The sequence below is a fragment of the Microbacterium sp. PAMC21962 genome, from assembly GCF_019443465.1.
Lineage (GTDB): Bacteria > Actinomycetota > Actinomycetes > Actinomycetales > Microbacteriaceae > Microbacterium > Microbacterium hominis.
This window is the reverse complement of the sequence record NZ_CP080381.1, coordinates 58958-79094: the sequence shown is the minus strand read 5'-3', so window position 1 is coordinate 79094 and position 20137 is coordinate 58958. Positions and strand designations below refer to the sequence as shown.

General features: G+C 71.5%; 22 protein-coding genes. 3 read left to right on the top strand and 19 right to left on the bottom strand.

Going from position 1 to position 20137, the window contains the following annotated elements; genetic code table 11:
- Positions 1 to 80: 80 nt before the first annotated feature.
- The 13 genes from KY498_RS00360 to infC form a co-directional block, all read right to left on the bottom strand.
- Positions 81 to 1064: an NAD-dependent epimerase/dehydratase family protein gene (locus KY498_RS00360; RefSeq protein ID WP_191008762.1), complete on the bottom strand. Its 984-nt coding sequence runs from the start codon at positions 1062 to 1064 to the stop codon at positions 81 to 83.
- A complete protein-coding gene (locus KY498_RS00355) occupies positions 1061 to 2644 on the bottom strand; it encodes a hypothetical protein (protein ID WP_191008763.1) in 1584 nt (527 codons plus the stop codon). The genes KY498_RS00360 and KY498_RS00355 overlap by 4 nt, the downstream gene beginning before the upstream one ends.
- A complete protein-coding gene (locus KY498_RS00350) occupies positions 2626 to 3396 on the bottom strand; it encodes an ABC transporter ATP-binding protein (RefSeq protein ID WP_060959514.1) in 771 nt (256 codons plus the stop codon). Before KY498_RS00350 ends, KY498_RS00355 begins: the two co-directional genes overlap by 19 nt.
- A gap of 224 nt (positions 3397 to 3620) precedes the next feature.
- A complete protein-coding gene (gene pheT, locus KY498_RS00345; protein WP_191008764.1) occupies positions 3621 to 6185 on the bottom strand; it encodes a phenylalanine--tRNA ligase subunit beta in 2565 nt (854 codons plus the stop codon).
- Positions 6185 to 7237 (bottom strand): phenylalanine--tRNA ligase subunit alpha, encoded by a 1053-nt coding sequence (gene pheS / locus KY498_RS00340; protein ID WP_101306554.1) that lies wholly within the window; start codon positions 7235 to 7237, stop codon positions 6185 to 6187. Before pheS ends, pheT begins: the two co-directional genes overlap by 1 nt.
- Positions 7238 to 7300: 63 nt before the next feature.
- Complete coding sequence (locus KY498_RS00335; RefSeq protein ID WP_191008765.1) at positions 7301 to 8230, bottom strand: amino acid ABC transporter permease; 930 nt, start codon at positions 8228 to 8230, stop codon at positions 7301 to 7303.
- Entirely contained in the window at positions 8227 to 8874 is a 648-nt protein-coding gene (locus KY498_RS00330; RefSeq protein WP_060959511.1) for an amino acid ABC transporter permease, read from the bottom strand. Before KY498_RS00330 ends, KY498_RS00335 begins: the two co-directional genes overlap by 4 nt.
- A gap of 72 nt (positions 8875 to 8946) precedes the next feature.
- Positions 8947 to 9861: a glutamate ABC transporter substrate-binding protein gene (locus KY498_RS00325; RefSeq protein WP_060959510.1), complete on the bottom strand. Its 915-nt coding sequence runs from the start codon at positions 9859 to 9861 to the stop codon at positions 8947 to 8949.
- Positions 9862 to 9925: 64 nt separating this feature from the next.
- Complete coding sequence (locus KY498_RS00320; RefSeq protein ID WP_060959509.1) at positions 9926 to 10714, bottom strand: amino acid ABC transporter ATP-binding protein; 789 nt, start codon at positions 10712 to 10714, stop codon at positions 9926 to 9928.
- An 88-nt stretch (positions 10715 to 10802) separates the two neighbouring features.
- On the bottom strand, positions 10803 to 11603 hold the full coding sequence (locus KY498_RS00315; protein WP_061782142.1) for an RNA methyltransferase: 801 nt from the start codon (positions 11601 to 11603) through the stop codon (positions 10803 to 10805).
- Between the two features lie 74 nt (positions 11604 to 11677).
- The gene (gene rplT, locus KY498_RS00310) at positions 11678 to 12058 is read right to left on the bottom strand and encodes a 50S ribosomal protein L20 (protein WP_060959507.1); all 381 of its coding nucleotides are present in this window, start codon (positions 12056 to 12058) and stop codon (positions 11678 to 11680) included.
- 30 nt (positions 12059 to 12088) lie between these two features.
- A complete protein-coding gene (rpmI, locus tag KY498_RS00305; RefSeq protein ID WP_005048908.1) occupies positions 12089 to 12283 on the bottom strand; it encodes a 50S ribosomal protein L35 in 195 nt (64 codons plus the stop codon).
- 76 nt (positions 12284 to 12359) lie between these two features.
- Positions 12360 to 13025 (bottom strand): translation initiation factor IF-3, encoded by a 666-nt coding sequence (gene infC / locus KY498_RS00300; protein ID WP_082734142.1) that lies wholly within the window; start codon positions 13023 to 13025, stop codon positions 12360 to 12362.
- 233 nt (positions 13026 to 13258) lie between these two features.
- Between infC and KY498_RS00295 the strand changes: the two genes are divergently transcribed.
- Positions 13259 to 13657, top strand: coding sequence for a DUF1844 domain-containing protein (locus KY498_RS00295; protein ID WP_060959506.1), 399 nt, complete (start codon positions 13259 to 13261; stop codon positions 13655 to 13657).
- Positions 13658 to 13669: 12 nt separating this feature from the next.
- Here KY498_RS00295 and KY498_RS00290 read toward each other — a convergent pair whose 3' ends face one another.
- From KY498_RS00290 to KY498_RS00265, 6 genes are all read right to left on the bottom strand, one after another.
- Positions 13670 to 14467 (bottom strand): SseB family protein, encoded by a 798-nt coding sequence (locus KY498_RS00290; protein WP_101306556.1) that lies wholly within the window; start codon positions 14465 to 14467, stop codon positions 13670 to 13672.
- A complete protein-coding gene (gene priA, locus KY498_RS00285; RefSeq protein ID WP_060959504.1) occupies positions 14451 to 15197 on the bottom strand; it encodes a bifunctional 1-(5-phosphoribosyl)-5-((5-phosphoribosylamino)methylideneamino)imidazole-4-carboxamide isomerase/phosphoribosylanthranilate isomerase PriA in 747 nt (248 codons plus the stop codon). Before priA ends, KY498_RS00290 begins: the two co-directional genes overlap by 17 nt.
- Before the next feature lie 61 nt (positions 15198 to 15258).
- A complete protein-coding gene (gene hisH / locus KY498_RS00280) occupies positions 15259 to 15927 on the bottom strand; it encodes an imidazole glycerol phosphate synthase subunit HisH (protein ID WP_060959503.1) in 669 nt (222 codons plus the stop codon).
- The gene (gene hisB / locus KY498_RS00275; RefSeq protein WP_060959502.1) at positions 15924 to 16535 is read right to left on the bottom strand and encodes an imidazoleglycerol-phosphate dehydratase HisB; all 612 of its coding nucleotides are present in this window, start codon (positions 16533 to 16535) and stop codon (positions 15924 to 15926) included. Before hisB ends, hisH begins: the two co-directional genes overlap by 4 nt.
- Positions 16536 to 16589: 54 nt before the next feature.
- Positions 16590 to 17696: a histidinol-phosphate transaminase gene (locus tag KY498_RS00270; protein ID WP_060959501.1), complete on the bottom strand. Its 1107-nt coding sequence runs from the start codon at positions 17694 to 17696 to the stop codon at positions 16590 to 16592.
- A gap of 57 nt (positions 17697 to 17753) precedes the next feature.
- Positions 17754 to 18176, bottom strand: coding sequence for a LysM peptidoglycan-binding domain-containing protein (locus KY498_RS00265; RefSeq protein ID WP_191008766.1), 423 nt, complete (start codon positions 18174 to 18176; stop codon positions 17754 to 17756).
- A gap of 276 nt (positions 18177 to 18452) precedes the next feature.
- Here KY498_RS00265 and lexA point away from each other — a divergent pair, with 276 nt between their 5' ends.
- Both lexA and KY498_RS00255 read left to right on the top strand, forming a co-directional pair.
- Positions 18453 to 19118, top strand: coding sequence for a transcriptional repressor LexA (lexA, locus tag KY498_RS00260; protein ID WP_060959500.1), 666 nt, complete (start codon positions 18453 to 18455; stop codon positions 19116 to 19118).
- A gap of 2 nt (positions 19119 to 19120) precedes the next feature.
- Positions 19121 to 20137: a hypothetical protein gene (locus KY498_RS00255; protein ID WP_191008767.1), complete on the top strand. Its 1017-nt coding sequence runs from the start codon at positions 19121 to 19123 to the stop codon at positions 20135 to 20137.

Sequence of the window (20137 nt, the reverse complement as noted above, 5' to 3'; positions counted from 1 at the left end):
GCACCGTGGTGACGGTGAGAGGAGCGGCCGGATGCATGCGGCGACCGTATCGCGCGGACGGGGTGCGTCGCAAATCGGCTTCAGCCGCCCGCGCGGGCGGCGAGCAGCGCGCGCTCGTCGGCGCGGGTGAGGCCGGCCCGGCGCGGGCGATCGAGTCCGCGGGCGCGCTCGTCGGCGAGCACACGCTCCAGCGTCGCGCCGAGCGGCGTGAGCCGCCCGCCGAGCAGACGGAAGACCGCGTTCGATCGCGTCGCGAACCCGGGCATGCCCTCCGGCAGCCACAGCGGCAGCGAGCGCTCCCCCGCCCAGTGGGCCACCCCCTGGGCGACCAGCCAGTCGGGGGATGCCGCGACCACCTCCCCCGTGTGTCCCGCCGTCGCGCGGGCGGCCGCCAGCACCGTGTCCAGCGGCAGGGCGTCGCCGACGGCGTTGACGGCGCCCGTGAACCGCGCACCGCCCAGGGCGACGACGAAGCTCGCGAGGTCGTCGACGTCGATCACCTGCACCGGCGCCGCCGGCACGTCGGGCACGAGCACCGGCTCGGCTCCCGCGGCCGCGAATCGCGCGACCCAGTAGCCGAAGCGGTCGGTCGGATCGCCCGGTCCGACGATGAGCCCGGGTCGTACCACGGCGGCACGGTGGCCGCACGCGGCGCGGACCGCGGCCTCGGCGGCCGACTTCTCCCGCCGGTAGTCGCCTTCCTCGCCCGGTCCGGCGGGCGGCGCGAGCGGCGCGGTCTCGTCGGCGCCCACCACGTCGTCGTCCGCGTACGCCGACACGCTCGACACGTAGGTCCAGTGCCGGGCGCGACCGCCCAGGGCGTCGACGGCCGCGCGCACGTGGGCGGCCGTGGAGGAGATGTCGACGACCTCGTCCCACTCGCGGTCCGCGAGGCTCTCGTAAGCGGAGGCGGAGTCGCGGTCGCCGACGACCAGCCGCGTGCCGTCCGGCACGGGGCGGCCTCCGCGCGCGAGACAGGTCACGGCGGCGCCGGCATCCCGCCACCGCCGAGCGATCCGGCCCGACAGCCACCCGGTGCCGCCGAGGACGAGGATCTCGGTCATGTCGTCGGGAACGCCTTGATGCGCTGCAGCAGATCCGGTCCGCTGCGATCGAGCGCGCGGCCGCCGAGCCACACGCCCAGCGCCGCCGCTCCCCCGCCGACGCCGATGCCGACGGCGAGCGCCACCCAGCCCCACAGCGGTGCACCCGTGACGAGGCCGGCGATGGCGAACGCGATCGCCGGGGCACCGAGCACGAGGCACGCCCCCATCACGACGAAGACGAGCAGACCCGTGAGGAAGGTCTGCCCCGGCACGCTCTTGAAGGGGCTGTCTCCGGGCGCGGCGACGGGGCTGACGATCAGCGCCGACGAGACCGCGCTGACGCCGTACCCGCCGAGGAGCAGCCCGAGCGCGGCGCCGAGGATCGCGGGGAGCTCCGCCGAGCGACCGCCGACCGCGGTGGTGACGACCGCGACGAGGACCACGAGCGGGATGCCGATGCTCGCCGCACCGAGCGCCCGGCCGAGCCGGTCGTCGCGGCCGCGGATGCCGGTCGCGAGCACCGAGGCGAACGCGGTGCCGTCGTAGGACACGTCGGTGTAGCCGGCGAGGCAGAGCACGAAGGCGACGAGGATCGCCGACGACGAGAACATGAAGCCGTCGATGCCGCCGGTGAAGGCGAACAGCAGCGGGAACAGCGGCACCACCAGCAGCTGCCGCAGGTAGCGGGGATCGCGCAGCCACGCCGTGAGGGAGCGGGCCCAGGTCGCGCCGATGCCGCCGGTCGGCATCCGACCGAACAGGCCCAGGGCACCGGAGCGGGCGACCTTGGCGGCGCGCTGTCGCGGCGCCGTCGTCGCGCCGTGCAGCGCACGCGCCCACAGCATCCAGAGCACTCCGAGCGTCGCGAGGGCGATCAGCAGCTTCAGCGCCGCGCTCCCCCACGCACCGGCCGCCACGTCGCCGGGGACCGCCCAGGTGGCCCCGATCGGGGTCCACGAGAGCACGCCGGCGATCTGCCGCACCTGCTCGCCGAGGTCGCGCGCCGAGCCCAGCAGCGCCAGCGTCCCCGTGATGATCGGGCCGGACATGATCAGCAGCACCAGCACGACGGTGCCGACGAGCTCGCGGCCGCGCCGGTTGCCGCCGAGCCCGGTCGACAGCGCGGAGACGAGGCGCGAGGCCACGACGCACGTCAGCACGGCGAGCGCGAGGCACGGCACCGCGACGAGGGCCGCGAGGGGCCAGCGCACCCAGAGCGCGACCGTCGCGAGCGCGGCGATGGAGGTCGCGATGCCCGGGATGCCGGTGAGCCCCGTGGCAGTGAGGGCGAGCATGACCTGACGGGTGGTGAGCGGGAAGGGCGCGAGCTTGTCGGCATCCACCGTCGTGTCCATGCCGGTGACCAGCACCGGGCCGAGCACCCAGCCCAACAGCAGCGCGGAGCCGCCGGTCACGGCCACCGCGCGGGCGACGTCGAGGCTCTGGAAGACCGCGATCGCGACGAGGCCCGTGATCACCGACCCCAGGATGCCGAGCGCCCAGAGGATGCCGAAGCAGAAGCCGACGAGCTGCCACGGCCGGCGGGCGAGCGTGTTGCCGAGGATGCGGTAGCGCAGCCTCAGGACTGTCGCAACCACTGCGGGCCCTCCGAGGTGTGGCGGCCGCCGACCAGCGACAGGAAGCGGTCCTGCAGGCTCTCGCCCGCGCGCACCTCGTCGACCGTGCCGGCGGCGAGGACGCGGCCGGTCGCGATGATCGCGACGTGGTCGCACATGCGCTGCACGAGGTCCATCGAGTGGCTCGAGACGATGATCGTGCCGCCCGAGGACGTGTACGAGCGCAGGACGTCCTCGATGTTGGCGGCCGACACCGGGTCGACCGACTCGAACGGCTCGTCCAGCACGAGCAGGCGCGGGGCGTGCACGAGCGCGCAGGCCAGCGCCACCTTCTTGGTCATGCCGGCCGAGTAGTCGGCGACGATCGTGCCGGCGGCCTCACCGAGATCCATGAGCGCGATCAGGTCGGACACGCGCCCGGCGATCTGCTCCCGGGGCACCGAGAACATCATCGCGGTGTACGTGAGCAGCTGCTCCCCCGTCAGGCGGTCGAACAGACGCACGCCGTCGGCGAGGTTTCCGATCATCGCCTTGGCGCGCACCGGATCGGCCCACACATCGACGCCGTGCACCCACGCCGTCCCGGCATCGGGGCGCAGCAGTCCCGTCGCCATCGACAGGGTCGTCGTCTTCCCGGCGCCGTTGGGACCGACGAGTCCGTAGAACGAGCCCGGCGGGACGAGGAGGTCGACACCGGCGACCGCGGTCTTGTCGCCGAAGCGCTTGACGAGGCCCGCGAGCTGCAGGGCGGGGACCAGCTGGGTGTCAGTCATCCCCACCGAGCCTAGCCCGACCGGCGCGCGCGGTCACAGCCCCGTCGCCGACGCCGCGGCATCCGCCGGTGTCGGAGCGCGCCGGCACGATGGCCGCATCGCCGAAGCCCGAACTGCAAGGGCCCCGACGCGACACGCGGGACGCTCGACGCTCGACTCCGGCGTGTCGCGCAAGAGGGCTTGCAGATCCGTCACGAGGGCCACGCGACGGCCCCGAGCGGGCGCTACTCCCGGATCGTCGCCGCGTAGCGCTGGCTCGCGACGGCGACACCGGCGAGCTTGGCCTCCGTGGCCTCGGCCGCGGTGAGCGTGCGATCGGGCGCCCGGAACCGCAGCGCGAACGTCAGGCTCTTCGTGCCGTCGGCGAGTCCCGTTCCGCGATAGTCGTCGACGAGACGCACGGTCTCCAGCAGCGGGCCCGCGCCGTCGACGAGCGCCGCCTCGACGTCGCCGGCGACGACGTCCGCGCCCACGACGAGCGAGACGTCCTGCGTCGCGGCCGGGTAGCCCGACAGCGACGGCGCGACCGCGGGAGCGCCCGCGAGGGCGAGGATGCGATCGAGATCGAGCTCGGCGACGTAGACCCGCCCGTGGAGGTCGGCGTCGGCGGCGACCTGCGGCAGCACCTCGCCGACGTAGCCGACCTCGACGCCGTCGACGGAGAGGATCCCGGTGCGTCCCGGGTGCAGCGCGGCGCGCCGGCCCTGGGCCACGTCGATGCGCACGCCCGCGGCGGCGGCGATCGTCTGCACCGCGAAGAGCGCGTCCGACAGCTCCGCCGCGACGGCCGGCTGACCCGGCTGCTTGGCGACGATGTCGCCGCCGAGGAGGACGGCCGCGTGGCGCGGCTGCGGCGGCAGCGAGGCGTTGAGGGCCGCGAGGGTCTCGTCATCGGGACGCACGGCGAGCGGCGGCACGGTCACCGTGCCGTAGACGACGCCGTCTTCGGGGGTGAAGACGAGTCCCGTCTCGAACAGGGCCAGGTCGGTGAACCCGCGGGCCTGGTTGCGGTGCGCCACGGCCAGCAGCCCGGGGATGAGCGAGCGGCGTAGATACGGCGCCTGTCCGTCCAGCGGGTTCGCGAGCCGCACCGAGGCCACGGGCTCGCCGGAGGCCGAGCCGTGCAGCGCGTTCGCCTCGGCGGTCGAGAACGGGAACGACGGCGTCTCGACGTAGCCGGCGGCCGCCAGGGCGTTGGCGACCCGACGACGCCCCTTCTGCAGCGCGGTCAGGCCGCGACCCGACGGGGGAGTCGGCAGGATCGACGGGATGCGGTCGAGCCCGTGGATGCGCGCGACCTCCTCGGCCAGCGTCCACTTGTCGGTGAGGTCGGGGCGCCACGTCGGCGGGATGACGATCCATCCGCCGCCGGGGATGTCGGCGGGCACGGCCTCGTCGAACACGACCCCGTCGACGAACGCCTCATCGACATCCGTCACCTCGCAGCCGATCATCTCGAGGGCGTCCGTGATCTCGGCATCCGTGTAGTCGACGCCGATGAGGGTCGGCACGAACGCACGCGGCAGGTCGATGCCCTCCACGAACACCTCGCCGAACAGCGCGCCGCCCAGCTCGGTGTCGAGAGTTCCGCCGGCGAGGTCGACCATCAGGTCGGCGACGCGGCGGGCGGCGACGAACGGCAGCAGCGGGTCGACGCCGCGCTCGAAACGGCGCGAGGCCTCGGACGGCAGCTTGTGGCGACGGGCCGTGCGCGCGATCGTGATCGGGTCGAAGGTCGCCGCTTCGATGAGCACGTTGCGCGTGGCATCCGTCATCTCGGTCGTCCCGCCGCCCATCACGCCGGCGAGGCCGATCGGGCCCGACTCGTCGGTGATGAGGAGGTCCTCGGCGCTGAGCGTCCGCTCCTTGCCGTCGAGGGTCGTGAGCTTCTCCCCCTCGCCGGCGCGCCGGACGGTGATGCCGCCCTGCAGCCGGTCGAGGTCGTACCCGTGGATCGGGTTGCCGAGCTCGAGCATGACGTAGTTGGTGATGTCGATCAGGATGCCGAGGGAGCGGATGCCCGCGAGGGTCAGCCGCGCCACCATCCAGGGCGGCGTGGGGCGGGTCGGATCGACCCCGCGCACGACGCGGGCGACGAACTCGCTCGCTCCGACGCGGCCCCGCAGCGGTGCCCGGTCGTCGACGACGATCGGGAATCCGCTGCCGGGCGCGACGTCCGCCCACTCGTGGTCGGCGGGGTCGCGGAAGGCGGCTCCGGTGGCGTGCGAGTACTCGCGCGCGATCCCGCGCAGCGACAGGGCGTAGCCGCGGTCGGGCGTGACGTTCACGTCGACCGCGACGTCGTCGAGGCCCAGCAGGGCGATCGCGTCGGCGCCCACCTCCGGGTCCAGTCCGAGCTCGACCAGACGCAGGATGCCGTTGTGCTCCTCACCGAGGCCGAGCTCGCGCGCCGAGGCGATCATGCCGTCGGAGACGTGGCCGTAGGTCTTGCGCGCCGAGATCGGGAACGGGCCGGGCAGGACGGCGCCGGGCAGCGACACGACGACCTTGTCGCCGTCGACGAAGTTGGAGGCGCCGCAGACGATGCCGCGGACGCCGCCGTTGGCCGCGCCCACGTCGACCTGGCACCACCGGATGGTCTTGCCGTTGGACTGGGGCTCCGCCTCGAAGGAGAGCACCTGGCCGACCACGACCGGACCGGTGATCTCGAAGCCGATCGCCTCTTCCTCCTCGAAGCCCACCGACACGAGCGCCGCGAAGACGTCGTCGGTCGTGGCATCCTCGGGAAGCTCGACGTACTCACGCAGCCACGACAGAGGGACGCGCATCAGACCACCATTCCGAACTGCTCGCTGAAGCGGACATCGCCCTCGGCCATGTCCCGCATGTCCTGCACGTCGGAGCGGAACATGAGCGTGCGCTCGATGCCCATTCCGAAGGCGAACCCGGAGTAGACCTCCGGGTCGATCCCGGCCGCGCGCAGCACGTTCGGGTTGACCATGCCGCAGCCGCCCCACTCGATCCAGCGCGCGCCGCCCTTGAAGGTCGGGTGCCACAGGTCGAGCTCGGCCGACGGCTCGGTGAAGGGGAAGAAGTTGGTGCGGAAACGCGTCTTCGCCTCGGCGCCGAACAGGACCTTCGCGGCGTGGTCGAGGGTGCCCTTGAGGTTCGCCATCGTGATGCCCTTGTCGACCACGAGGCCCTCGAACTGGTGGAAGGCGGGCAGGTGCGTGGCGTCGAACTCGTCGGTCCGGTACACCCGTCCGGGCGACAGCACGTAGATCGGCAGCTCACGCTCGAGCATCGAGCGCATCTGGACGGGACTGGTCTGCGTGCGCAGCACCAGGTGGCGCTCGACGGGATCCACGAAGAACGTGTCCTGCATCTGGCGCGCCGGGTGGTCGATGTCGAAGTTCAGCGCATCGAAGTTGTACCACTCGTGCTCGAGCTCGGGGCCCTCGGCGATCTCCCATCCCATGCCGACGAAGAGGTCGGCGATCTCCTCCTGCAGGAGGGAGATCGGATGCCGGGCGCCGACGCGTCCGCGCGGTGCGATGGCCGTGATGTCCACCCGCTCGGCCTCGAGCTTCGCCGCATTCTCCGCGGCCGCGAGCTCCTCCTCCCGAGCGACGAGCGCCTGCGTGACGCGCCCGCGCGCCTGGCCGACGAGCTTGCCGAACGCGGCCTTCTGCTCGTTCGGCACGTGACGCAGCTGCGCGTTCAGCTGCGCGAGGGGCGACCCCTCGCCGGCGTGGGCCGCGCGCGCCGCCTTGAGCTCGGCCGTGGAACCGGCCGCGGCGATCGCCGTCAGGGCGTCGGCGACGGCGGCATCCACGTTCTCGGCGGTGATCGCGGGAGTGATCTCGGGTGCGTCAGACACAAGAGAGGAGTCTACCGGCGGCGGCGCGGGCTGCCGGGACCGCGCCGGCGACCGCCCCGCGGATCACATCTGCGACGTGTTCCCCGGATCGAGCTTGCCCGCCCGCGCCTGCAGGGCGATGAGCTCGGTGTCGGTGCCACCGGTTCCCATCGGATGATGGGGCGCGCCCCCCTCGGCCGCCTGCTGCTGCTGACGCCGCTGGGACCGCTGTTCGATGCGGTACGCCACATAGCTGAGGGCCAGGCACATCGCCACGTAGATCGAGCCGCCGACGATCGCGGTCTGGATGAGAGGCGAGCTGTACACCGCGTTCGAGCCCAACAGCTTGATGACGTAGAGCAGCTCGGGGTAGGTGATGATGAAGCCGAGCGCCGTGTCCTTGAGCGTGACGACGAGCTGGGCCACGATGACCGGCATCATGGCGCGGATCGCCTGCGGAAGCAGGATCAGGCGGAGCACTCCGGCCTTGCGCAGACCGATCGCGTAGCCCGCCTCGCTCTGGCCGCGCGGCAGCGACTCGACGCCCGCACGGATCACCTCCGCCAGGACCGAGCCGTTGTACGCGACGAGGGCGATCACGACCGCCCAGTACGGCTCCATGCGGATGCCCACCACGGGCAGACCGTAGTAGAGCAGCATCATGAAGACGAGGACGGGGACGGCGCGCAGGATCTCGGTGATCCAGCCGACGGGCACCCGGATCCACGCGTGCGCGGACAAGCGCCCGATCGCGAGGACGAAGCCGAGCACGAGCGCACCGGCCGCCGCCGCGGCGAAGGCCGCGAGCGTCGCGAGCGCGCCGTCGAGCAGCCGCTGCCAGATCGTCGCGTACGTGAAGATCTCCCACTTGTCGGCGGAGAACTGCCCGGTCGCGGCGAAGCGCCAGATCACCCACCCGGCGATTGCGAGGACGAGCAGGATCGTGGCGAGCCCCAGCGCCCGGTTGCGGGCGACGGCGCGGGGACCCGGGACGTCGTAGAGGACGGAGCTCATCGTGCGACCTTCCATCGGCGTTCCATCGCTCGCTGCAGCCACGCGAGCAGCAGCACCAGGGCGACGAAGATGACCATGACCCACAGGAGGGTGACGAGCTGGTTCTCGCCGCGCTCGCTGAGGTTGCTGCGGACCGACCCCAGGTTGAGGACGGAGAAGCCGGCGGCCACGGTGGTGTTCTTCAACAGCGCGATGAGCACGCTCATCATCGGCGGGATGACCGAGCGGGTGGCCTGCGGCAGCACCACGAGCGTCATCACCTGACCGAAGGTGAGACCCAGCGCGCGGGCGGCTTCGGCCTGACCGACCGGCACGGTGTTGATCCCGGAGCGCAGCGTCTCGGCCACGTAGGTCGCCGTGTACACGCCGAGGGCGAGCGTCGCGAGCAGGATCGCGTCGATGCGCTCCCGCAGCAGGATCGGCAGGCAGAACGCGAAGAAGAACATGACCAGCGTCAGCGGGGTGTTGCGGATCCAGTTGACGTAGACGGCGCCCACCGCGCGCGCCGCCGGAATCGGCGAGACGCGCATCGCGCCGACGACGAAGCCGAGCACGAGCGCGAGGACGCCGCCGCCGAAGAACAGCACCAGCGTGCCGGTGAGGGCCTCTCCCCACAGGTCCAGGTTGTCGGTGATGACCTCCACCGCTCCGCCTTCCGTCGTTGTCGTCGTGGTCGGGTTCCGGCGGCGGCGCCGCAGCGCCGCCGCCGGGGCGGATCAGTCCGCCGCGTCGACCTGCGGCTGGGTCGCCTTCACGCCCGAGGCGCCGAGGTTCTTGTCGAAGATCGCCTGCCAGGTCGATCCGCCGTCGGTGAACATCGTGTTGATGAACGTCTGGAAGGCGGTGTCGCCCTGCGCGATGCCGACGCCGTAGCGCTCCTCGCTGAAGGGCTCTCCGACGACCTTCAGCTGGTCGGGCGCCTGCGCGGCGTATCCGATGAGGATCGCCTCGTCGGTGGTGACGGCGTCGACCTGGCCGTTCTTGAGATCTTCGACGCACGCGGAGTAGGTGTCGTACTCCTTCGTCTTGGCCTGCGTCTCCTCCTTGATGCGCTGGATCGAGGTCGAGCCCGTGGCCGAGCAGACGGTGTCGTCCGCGGTCAGCGCGTCTTTACCCGTGATCTTGTCGTTGTCGGCGGCGACGAGCAGGCCCTGACCGGTGATGAAGTAGGGACCGGCGAAGGAGATCTGCTGCTTGCGCTTGTCGGTGATCGAGTAGGTGCCGACGTAGTAGTCGATGTCGCCGTTCACGAGCGCCTGCTCGCGGTTGGCGGAGGCGATCGCCTGGAACTCGATCTTGTCCTCGTCGTAGCCGAGCGACGCCGCGATCCACCGCGCGATGTCGACGTCGAAGCCGCTGCGCGTGTTCGTGACCGGGTCGAGGTAGCCGAGACCGGGCTGGTCCTCCTTGACGCCGACCTTGACGACGCCGGCGCTCGTGATCTTGTCGAACGTGGGGCTGCCCTCGAGCGTCACATCCGTGGCGACCGTCCACGGGGTCTCGGCGGCGCCGCCCGCGCCCTCCGTCGCGCCGGGCTCTGCACCCGGGGTGCCGCTGTTGCACGCCGTGAGGGCGAGGGCCGCGACGGCCAGACCAGCGAAAGCGCCGGCGATGCGATTCTTCTTCAGCATGTGATCCTCCTGTTTCGTATCCATCTCTCGTTGACCGCGCCGGTGCCGGGCGCGGACGTCTTCATCAGTGCGTGATCAGCTTGGAGAGGAAGTCCTTCGCGCGGTCGCTCTTCGGTGCGGTGAAGAACTCCTCGGGCCGGGCCTGCTCGACGATCTGCCCGTCGGCCATGAACACGACGCGGTCGGCGGCCTTGCGGGCGAACCCCATCTCGTGGGTGACGACGATCATCGTCATGCCGTCCTGGGCGAGGCCGACCATGACGTCGAGCACCTCGTTGATCATCTCCGGGTCCAGCGCGCTGGTGGGCTCGTCGAAGAGCATCACCTTCGGCTTCATCGCCAGCGCCCGCGCGATCGCGACGCGCTGCTGCTGACCTCCGGACAGCTGAGCCGGCAGCTTCGCCGCCTGGTGGCCGACACCGACGCGCTCGAGGAGGACCTTCGCCTCCGCCTCGGCATCCGCCTTCTTCATCCTCTTGACCTTGATCGGCCCGAGAGTGACGTTCTCGAGGATCGTCAGATGCGAGAACAGGTTGAACGACTGGAAGACCATGCCGACGTCGGCGCGGAGCGCGGCGAGGGCCTTGCCCTCCTTCGGCAGCTCGGTGCCGTCGATCGAGATCGTGCCGCTGGTGATCGTCTCCAGCCGGTTGATCGTGCGGCAGAGCGTCGATTTGCCGGAACCGGACGGCCCGATGACCACCACCACTTCGCCGCGGTTCACCGTCAGGTCGATGTTCTTCAGGGCGTGGAAGTCGCCGTAGTGCTTCTCGACCGCATCGATCACGACCAGGGGATCGCCTCGACGGACCGTGATGTTGGACGTCGCCGGAGCCGGGTGGGGAGTCGACATGCGGGCCAGCCTAGGCAGATCACCTCGACGTGGCACAACTTATGCACAGGATCTTGACCGAGTCGTGACCGACCCGCGACAATGCGCGTCAGCGCCCTCCGCGCTGCGCGAAGGCGGTCTCGTACAGGCAGACGCTGGCTGCGGTGGCGAGATTCAGGGACTCGGCGCGCCCGTAGATCGGCAGGCGCAGCGAGAGGTCCGCAAGGCCCAGCGCGGCGTCTTCGAGGCCGCGCGCCTCGTTGCCGAACAGCCAGGCGGTGGGCTCGGCGAGCACCTCGCGGCGCGCGAGGAAGTCGTCGCCCCCGACGTCGGCGGCGACCACCCGCATCCCCGCGGCGTGGGCACGCTCGACGGTCGCGGACAGCTCGGCGCCGACCGCGACCGGCAGGTGGAAGAGCGACCCGGTGGTGGCCCGCACGACCTTGGGATTGTAGGGATCGACGGTGCGCCCGGTCAGCACGACGGCATCCGCGCCCGCCGCGTCGGCGGCGCGGATGATGGTGCCCAGGTTCCCGGGATCGCGCACCTCCTCGCAGATCGCGATGAGCGTCGGGGATGCCGCGAACACGTCCTTCAGCGACGTCGGCGACTGGCGCGCGACCGCGACGATGCCCTGCGGCGTGACGGTGTCGGCCATCGCGTCGAGCACCGCCTCCGTCGTGAAGACGATCTCCAGCCCCGCGTCGCGCGCGGCGTCGCGGATGTCCTGGTGCCGTTCCATCGCCGTGGGCGTCGCGAAGAGCTCGACGAGGGTGTCGGGGCGGAAGGCCAGCGCCTCGCGGGCGGCCTGCGGCCCTTCGAGCAGGAACAGCCCGGTCTCCTGACGTGCACTGCGCTTGGTCAGTTTGGCGACGGCGCGCACGCGCGGAGAGCGAGGGTTTTCGAGCACGCTCTCATCCTAGAGAAGAAGAAGGGGTGTCCCCCGTTCGGAGGACACCCCTTCTGTGTGCTGTGTTGCGGTGATTACGCCTTGGGCGCGTTCACGTCCGCCGGCAGCGCCTTCTTGGCGGTCTCGACGAGCGACGCGAAGGTCTTCGGCTCGTTGACGGCCAGCTCGGCGAGCATGCGACGGTCGACCTGCACGCCGGCCAGGCCCAGGCCCTGGATGAAGCGGTTGTAGGTGAGGCCGTTCGCACGGCTCGCGGCGTTGATGCGCTGGATCCACAGGCGGCGGAAGTCGCCCTTGCGCTTGCGACGGTCGCGGTACGCGTAGACCAGGGAGTGGGTGACCTGCTCCTTGGCCTTGCGGTACAGGCGCGAACGCTGACCGCGGTAACCGGAGGCGCGCTCGAGGATGACGCGACGCTTCTTGTGGGCGTTGACGGCCCGCTTGACTCTAGCCATTTTCTTCTACTTTCTCGTCTGCGTCAGCGCTCAGATGCCGAGGAGCTTCTTGGCGACCTTCGCGTCGCCGGGAGCCAGGATCTTGTCGGCCGACAGGCGGCGCGTGCGCTTGGTGGGCTTGCCCTCGAAGTTGTGGCGGAGGTTCGCCTGCTGCTTCTTGATCTTCCCGCTACCGGTGACCTTGAAGCGCTTCTTGGCACCCGAGTGGGTCTTCTGCTTCGGCATGTCTCTATCCTTCGTTGTGGTTCCCGCGGGGCGGGAGCTCGTGGGGCCGACGCGGCGGGGCCGCGGGCCGGGCGACCTACTCTGCGGGAGCGGTCTCGGCGGGGGCGGACTCGGGCTCGGCGCCCGGGGTCGTGCGCGCCTGGCGCGCCGCCTCCTTGTTGGCAGCACGCTGGGCGTTCTGCTCGGTCTTGACCTCGGACTTGTTCTTGTGCGGGGCGATGACCATGACCATGTTGCGACCGTCGATCGTCGGGTTCGACTCGACCGTGCCGTACTCGGCGACGTCCTCGGCGAACTTGCGCAGCAGACGCACACCCTGCTCGGGACGCGACTGCTCGCGACCGCGGAAGAGGATCATGGCCTTGACCTTGTCACCCGACTGCAGGAAGCCCTCGGCGCGCTTGAGCTTGGTCGTGTAGTCGTGAGCCTCGATCTTCAGACGGAAACGGACCTCCTTGAGGACCGTGTTGGCCTGATTGCGACGCGCTTCCTTGGCCTTCTGGGCGGCCTCGTACTTGAACTTGCCGTAGTCCATGATCTTGACCACGGGCGGCTTCGAGTTGGGGGCGACCTCGACGAGGTCGAGATCTGCTTCCTGAGCGAGGCGCAGCGCGACCTCGATGCGGACGACGCCGACCTGCTCACCCGCGGGTCCGACGAGGCGGACCTCGGGAACGCGGATGCGGTCATTGGTGCGGGGATCGCTGATGCGGAACTCCTTAGTCGTACGGGTGGGTGCCACCGGACACAGGGATGTGTCTCGGGCGGAAGATCGTCACGTCCACCCCGCACGACGCGCACGTCGGCTTCGTTCCTGCACCCTCACCCGCAACGGATCCCGTCGTGGCGGCCCCGTCGGACGGGGCGGAGTGCGTGACCCGGTAGCCTGGAGCGGCAAGCGCGGGTGGGATGTGATCCTCTTTCGATCCGGAGCAGAACACTCCGGCGCCCGCACAGTCTAGCAGAGAGCAGCACGTGGACACGATTCCCTCCTCCCCCGACCCCCACGAGGCCGAACGGCTCGCCCGATGGGAGGAGCGCGAGCGCGCCGCCGCGGCGGCGAGCCGCGACATCGCCGACGTCCCGGCCGTCGAGGTGATCACGACGGCGGCCGTGCATCTCATGAGCGCCGCGGCCGTCAAGACGGGACTGGCCGACGACCCGGCCACGCAGCTCGACCTGGATGAGGCCCGCAAGCTCATCAACGCCCTGGCGGGTCTCATCACCGCCGGCGCTCCGGAGATCAGCGACATGCATGCGCGGTCGCTGCGCGACGGGCTGCGCTCCCTGCAGCTCGCCTTCCGTGAGGCATCCGTCATCCCCGATCCGATCGGCAAGGGACCGGGCGAGAAGTGGACGGGCCCGGTCACCTGACCGACGGCACGGTCAGCCGCGGACGAGCTTGACCGTCAGGGAGTCGACGAGCACGGCGATGCGGTCGTCCGCCGCCCAGCGGGCGGCGAGGCGCTGCAGGATCGCGTCGAGCTGCGTCTGGTCCAGACCGTCGACAAGGTGCAGGCGCACGATCAGTTCCGGTCCGCGCAGGCGCGCCTCCGGGTCGCCGCTGGCCACCGAGAGGTCGAGCACGCCGAGCTCGGCGCCGATCGACGCGTGCAGACCGGCCATGACCTCGGGTGACAGGTGGGCGGGCTCCCACGGCAGCGCCTGACCGATCGCCCACACGGCGGGTCGGCGCAGCACGAACTCGGTCGCGGATGCCGGGTCGATCACGATCAGGTCGGTGTCGTCGGCCGCGGCCGACAGGGCGGTGCGGATGCCGTCGGCCGGCACCGGCCGCGCCTTCGGGTCCCACGCGGCCATCGTCGCGACGGACGTGAACACCGGCAGCACCGTGCGCCCGTCCGGTCCCGCGACGGTCACGATCGAGAGCTCCTGCGTCTTGTCGACGAGGTGGCCCGACGGTGCGACGCCGACCTCCCCCGCCTCGGCGACCAGGGGGATGAGCAGCCGAGCCGAGCGGTAGGCGTCGACGACGGCGACCGCGTCGCCGCTGCCGTCGCGGAACGCGGTCAGTGCCGCCAGCAGCGCGGGATCGGCCGATCCGTCGTCACCGGCGTGCGGGTTCGCCTCGAACGAGCGCCCTTCCCAGGGCACGCCCGCCGAGTCGGCGGCGCAGGAGTGGCCTCCCGCGCCGTCCCCGGGCCGTTCAGCCTGCGGCGACATCCAGCGCCTCGGCGAGCGTGAACGCGCCCGCGTACAGGGCCTTGCCGACGATGGCTCCCTCGACGCCGAGCGGCACGAGCTCGCGCAGCGCGGCGATGTCGTCGAGGTTGGAGATGCCGCCGGATGCGACCACCGGCTTGACCGTGCGCGCCGTGACCTCGCGCAGCAGCTCCAGGTTCGGTCCCTTGAGCGTGCCGTCCTTGGTGACGTCGGTGACGACGTAGCGGCTGCAGCCGGCGTCCTCGAGGCGCTCGAGCACCTGCCAGAGGTCGCCGCCGTCGCGCGTCCAGCCGCGCGCCGCGAGGGTGGTCCCGCGCACGTCGAGGCCGACCGCGATCGCGTCGCCGTAGCGGCCGATGACGTCAGCCGCCCATTCGGGGTTCTCCAGCGCCGCCGTGCCGAGGTTGATGCGCGCCGCACCGGAGTCCAGCGCCGCCTCGAGCGTGGCGTCGTCGCGGATGCCGCCGGACAGCTCGACCTGCACACCCTTGAGCTGCTTGATGACCTTTCGGAGCACGGCGGCGTTGCTGCCACGGCCGAAGGCGGCGTCGAGGTCGACGAGGTGGATCCACTGCGCACCGTCGCGGGCCCAGGTGAGGGCCGCCTCGACGGGATCGCCGTAGCTGGTCTCGGTGCCGGCCTCGCCCTGCGTGAGGCGCACGGCCTTGCCGTCGGCGACGTCCACGGCGGGAAGCAGGATCAGTTCAGGGGTCGACGCGAAATCGTTCATGGCTCCAGGAAGGGGTTCAGTGACCGCGCACTGCGGACACGGTGACACACAAGCAGAGAGACTACCGGGCCGACGGCAACGCCGAGATCCAGTTGCCGAGCAGACGGATGCCGGCTTCGCCGCTCTTCTCGGGGTGGAACTGGGTCGCCGACAGCGGACCGTTCTCGACCGCCGCGAGGAACGGCGAGCCGTAGTCGCACCAGGTGAGCGCCGGCTCGCGGAACGGCCGCGTGACCTCCAGGGTCCAGTGCTGCGCCGCATAGGAGTGCACGAAGTAGAACCGCTCGTGCTCGATGCCGCGGAACAGCGTCGTCCCCTCCCCCGCGCGCACCGTGTTCCACCCCATGTGCGGCAGCACCGGGGCGTCGAGTTCGGTGACCGCGCCCGGCCACTCGCCGAGCCCCTCGGTCTCCTCGCCGCGCTCCACCCCGTGCTCGAACAGCACCTGCATGCCGACGCAGATCCCCAGCACGGGCAGGCCGCCGGCGAGGCGCCGCTCGATGATCTCGTCGCCGCGGGTCGCGCGCAGCGCGTCCATCACGGCACGGAAGGCGCCGACTCCGGGCACCACGAGACCCGCGGCATCCTGGATCAGCCCGCGATCCGCCGTCAGTCGCGCGTCCGCCCCGGCGGCGACGAGCGCCTTGACGGCGGAATGGACGTTGCCGGATCCGTAGTCCAGCACCGCGACCAGCGGTCGCGTGCCGACCTGCGCGTCGCCGTCCGTCACAGGGCTCCCTTCGTACTGGGGATGCCGTGCACGAGCGGATCCTGCGCCTTCGCCTGGCGGAACGCCCGGGCGAACGCCTTGTACTCCGCCTCGGCGATGTGGTGGGGGTCCCGCCCGCCGAGGACCGTCACATGCACTGTGAGCCCGGCGTTGAAGGCCAGCGCCTCGAAGGTGTGGCGCACGAGCGAGCCGGTGAAGTGGCCGCCGATGAGGTGGTGCTCGAAGCCGACGGGCTCCCCCGTGTGCACGAGGTAGGGCCGTCCGCTGATGTCCACGACGGCCTGCGCGAGCGCCTCGTCGAGCGGCACGAGCGCGTCGCCGTAGCGCGAGATGCCGCTCTTGTCGCCCAGCGCCTGCCGGATCGCCTGGCCGAGCACGATCGCCGTGTCCTCGACGGTGTGGTGGGCGTCGATGTGGGTGTCGCCGGAGGCGCGCACGGTCAGATCGGTGAGCGAGTGCTTCGCGAACGCGGTGAGCAGGTGATCGAAGAACGGGACCGTCGTGTCGATGCGGCTCTGCCCCGACCCGTCGAGATCGAGCTCGAGCTCGATCGTGGACTCGCTCGTCGCGCGCCGGAGGGAGGCGGTGCGGGGGGCAGAAGTACTCATGCGCCGAGTCTACCGAGCGCCCGCGCGACCGCTTCCGCGTGTTACCGGCGCGCGCTAGCGCGCGGTGGCTCCGCCCGGGCCCAGCGAGGCGAGCGCGTCGAGGAACGCGGTCGACTCCTCCTCGGTGCCGGCCGTCACCCGCAGGCTGTGCGGGATGCCGACGTCGCGGATGAGGACGCCCCGGTCGTAGAGGGCCTGCCACGTGGCGGCCGGGTCTTCCACGCCCGCGAAGAGGACGAAGTTCGTCCAGCTCTCGAACGGGCGGTAGCCGAGCGCGTCGAGGGTCGCCGAGATGCGGTCGCGCTGACCGACGATGTCGTCGACCATCGCGAGCATCGCGGGCGCGTGCCGCAGCGCCGCTGTCGCGGCGGCCTGGGTGAGCGCGCTGAGGTGGTACGGGAGGCGCACCAGGCGCAGGGCGTCGATCACAGCGGGGTCGGCGGCGAGATAGCCGACACGGGCACCCGCGAACGCGAAGGCCTTGCTCATCGTGCGCGACACCACCAGACGCGGACGATCGGGCAGGAGCGTGAGCGCCGAGCGCGAATCGCGCGGCGCGAACTCCTGGTACGCCTCGTCGACGATCACGATGCCGGGCGCCGCGTCGTACACCGCCTCGATGACGTCGAGGCCGAGCGGGGTGCCGGTCGGGTTGTTCGGCGCGCAGAGGAAGACGATGTCCGGCTGGGCGCGCTCGATCTGGGCAGCGGCGTCCTCCGGGGCGAGGGTGTAGTCGACGCCCCGGGTGCCGTGCGCGTAGGTCGCCCCCGTCGCCCGCGTCAGCAGCGGGTACATCGAGTAGGTGGGAGCGAAGCCGAAGGCGGTGCGTCCCGGACCTCCGAAGGCCTGCAGCAGGTGCTGGAGGACCTCGTTCGACCCGTTGGCGGCCCAGATCTGAGCCGCCGACAGGCCGTGACCCAGATACTCCGCGAATCCCTCGCGCAGAGCCGTGAACTCCCGGTCGGGGTACCGGTTCACCTCGCGCAGCGCGCGCGCGACGCTGTCGAGGATGTCGTCGGCGACGTCCTCCGGCACCGGGTGGGTGTTCTCGTTGACGTTCAGCGCCACCGGCAGCGGCGCCTGGGGCGCCCCGTAGGGTGTCAGCCCGCGCAGATCGTCGCGGAGGGGAAGGTCATCGAGTCGGACGCTCACCCTGAACATCGTAGACGGCGCACTGCACGGCGCGGCGCCCCGAGAGGGCTCCCGGCGCCGGGAGCATCAGCGCCCGGCGCTGTACTCCGCCGGGATCGCGACGCTCTGGCCGATGTCGAGGCTTCCCGACGGCAGCGCGTTCAGCCGCATGATCGCGTCGACCACGTCGCGCGGATCGGCATCGGGCGCGACGGCGTGCGCGATCGACCAGAGCGTGTCACCGGGCTGCACCGTGACGTGGGCGAAGGAGACCCCGGAGCCGTTCTCGTTCGAGGCGAGCGCGCCACCACCGGACAGGATCGCGATGCTGAGGGCGATCACCGCGGGCACGGAGGCGAGCACCGCGAGGACCCGCCGACCCCGTGCCGTGAGACGCAGTCGCGTCGGGGCGTTCGTCGTGCGGGCGTTCGTCGCGCGGACAGTCGTCATCGGGGTCGCCGCGACGAGACGGCCGCGGGGCGAGGCGCCGAGGATGTCGATCGTGGTCATGGGTTCCTCCTCAGGACGGGTGTCTCCGGGTGTCGAGAGATTCGCATCCGATCCTCGGCCGGGAGGGCCGGATGCGAATCTCTCTTCCGAATGTATCTTCGATGGTGTTCGGGTGTCAAGCACACGGTTCTCGCAGATGGATCGAAGGCGACACGCGGGCGCGTGCCGGTCGAGGCTGCGAAAACCGGATACGGTTTCGACAAGACGACCCCATCACCTACCTCCGACATTCGAAGGCGACGCCTTCGGGGGGACGCGATCGAAGGAGCGCGCGACATGGCCGAGAAGCCTCAGACACGCAGGCGGAAGAGCCTCAGCGACAAGCAGCTGAAGATCCTCGAGGTGATCCAGACCTCCATCGCCCGCCACGGCTACCCGCCGAGCATGCGCGAGATCGGCGATGCCGTCGGACTGAAGTCGCTGTCGAGCGTGACCCACCAGCTCAACCAGCTGGAGCTCAGCGGCTACCTGCGCCGCGACGCGGGCAAGACCCGCGCGATGGAGGTGCTCATCGACCTGCCCGGCGCGGCCGCGGAGAACCCCGCCGACCTCGCGCCCGCCCTCGGCGATGCGGCCCTCGTGCCGCTCGTGGGCCGCATCGCCGCCGGCGTGCCGATCACCGCCGATCAGCAGGTCGAGGAGATCTTCCCGCTGCCGCGACAGCTCGTGGGCAAGGGCGACCTGTTCATGCTCAAGGTCAGCGGCGAGTCGATGATCGACGCCGCCATCTGCGACGGCGACTGGGTCGTGGTGCGCTCGCAGCCGACGGCGGACAACGGCGAGATCGTGGCGGCGATGCTCGACGGCGAGGCCACCGTCAAGACCTTCCGCCAGCGCGACGGCCACACGTGGCTGCTCCCCCGCAACTCCGCGTTCGAACCGATCCTCGGCGACGACGCCGTGGTGCTCGGCCGCGTCGTCGCAGTTCTGCGCGCCGTCTGAGGATGGCCACCGCGCGCGGGGTGGCGTCGACGGCGGTGATCGTCGTCGCGGCGGTCCTGCTGCCCCTGTCGATCGTCAGCGGATGGGCGCGGACGCAGCTCGTCGACGAGGACGCGTTCGCGGCCACCCTCGCGCCGCTGTCGCAGGCCGTCGAGGTCCAGGACGCCGTGATCGCGGCATCGACCACGGCGATCGATGAGCGGCTCGACACGGCGGCGCTGACCGGCACGGTCATCGACGGCCTGATCGACCTCGGCATGGGCGACCGCGCGGCGCAGGCGCTGCGGCGCCTGGAAGGCCCGGCGGCGACGGCGCTGCAGCAACTCGTGCACGTCGCCGTGGCCGACGCCGTGCGCTCGGACGCGTTCAGCACCGTCTGGGAGCAGGTCGTCCGCCGCTCCCATCGGGCACTGACCGTCGCGGCGACCTCCGACGGCGGCGGCGTCGTCGTGCAGACGGCCGACGGCCTCGGCATCCAGATCGGCGCGATCGTCGCGGCCGTCGAAGAGCGCCTCGTCGCGCAGGGCGCTCCGCTGGCTCCGTTCATCCCCGAGGTCGACCACGTCGTGATCATCGGTTCGGGTGACACCCTTTCGGCGATCCGGACGGGTTACGCCGTCGGCGTCGCTCTCGGCGGGTGGATGCCGGTGGTCACGGCCGTGCTGTTCATCGGCGGGGTCGTGCTCGCGCGACGCCGCGCCGCCGCTCTCGCCCGGGCGGGCGTCGCCGCGGGGATCGGGACGGCGATCCTGCTGATCGCCGCGGGGGTCGGCCGCCCGTGGGTGGCGTCCTCCGCGACGCAGGCGGACTTCTCCTCCGCCGCGGCGCTCGCGATCTACGACCGGCTCCTCGCCGGCGCCGTGGGCACGGCCGTGGTGGTGCTGATCGTGGCCCTCGTCCTCGTCGGAGCGGGCTGGCTCGCCGGCGCGTCGCCGCGCGCCGTGGCGCTGCGCCGACGCGTGGCCCACCGGTGGGCTCACCGGACAGACGAGGCGGCCGCCGACGAGCCCACCGTGTGA